General features: G+C 65.7%; 1 protein-coding gene. It reads right to left on the reverse strand.

Annotated elements, in window-relative coordinates:
- Positions 1-756 (reverse strand): DUF222 domain-containing protein (locus tag CVS27_RS20435; RefSeq protein WP_207767614.1); only part of this gene is annotated, 756 nt, incomplete at its 3' end.
- Positions 757-1,020 lie beyond the last annotated feature (264 nt).

Genomic DNA, 1,020 nt, shown 5'->3' on the forward strand with positions numbered 1-1,020 from the left:
AAAGGATTGGTGGATCAGGTCCAGGAAGCAGTCGGCCAGGTAGTTGTTCAGGCTGCGGGAGGGCCGCCCGGTGGGGGTCAGTGCGGTGGAGGGCTCGCCGTCACGCTGGGCTTGCAGGGCCCACGTTTCCAGGGTTTGGAATAGGGCTAGGGCGGGTGTGGCGGGCAGGATGGCGCCCAGTTTTGCCATGCCGTCGGGCAGTGGGGTGAACCAGACCCTTCTTTGCGCGCGGGCCCTGTGAAAACGTTCGGTCAGGGATTCGGGGTTGTGTTTTTGTGCCAATCGCCGGATCTTGCGGGTCAGTCCGGCCGGATTCATCCGGGATGCCCCGGGCAGGAACAGCGGTTCCAGGACCGGGAAGAGGTCCTCGGGGACGTTTTCCAGGCCGCGACGGATGGCGTGGATCCGGGTCTGATCCAGCAGTCCTTTCCTGAACAGTGTCCCGGTGGATGGCAACGCTGCCAACGTTGCGGCGTCATCGAGGCGATGCTGGGCAGTGCCCGCACTGATCGCGTACACGGCCATGAGTTCCCCCGCGGCCCACAGAGACACTTCAGGGTGCTGCTCCCTGGGTGTTTCCTCGTTCAGGGGTGGTCGGCGGGTAGCGAACTCGGCCAGTGCCTCCATCTCCCTGGCCTGGGCAAACGCCGCCAATCGGTTCGCCGCGTGTAGGTAGTCCAGCAAGTCGTTATCGCTCAACGTGTCCGGCTCCAGCCGTGTCAACGCCTCAGCGCCGGTGGCCGGTGTCCATGTCACGCCCGCAGGATTGTTCTTTCTTGGCGCCTTTGGATGGTCCGGAACCGAGGCCCTGATCACGCGCACCAAGGAATCGGCCTCAAGGCCAGGCACTGAAAGGAAGTGACCCACGGAACTACCCGAGCCGCTCCCGGCTACACCGCCTGGGCCGCTCCCGGCGACACCCTCTGGGGCGCCCGCGGAGCCGCCGTCGCCGTCAAGCGTCTGGACCAGCGTGGCCCATTCATCCGCCGAGATCGTCCGGGATGGGCCCACCCACGTCAC

This window comes from Arthrobacter glacialis, from assembly GCF_002909445.1.
GTDB classification, from domain to species: Bacteria; Actinomycetota; Actinomycetes; order Actinomycetales; family Micrococcaceae; genus Specibacter; species Specibacter glacialis.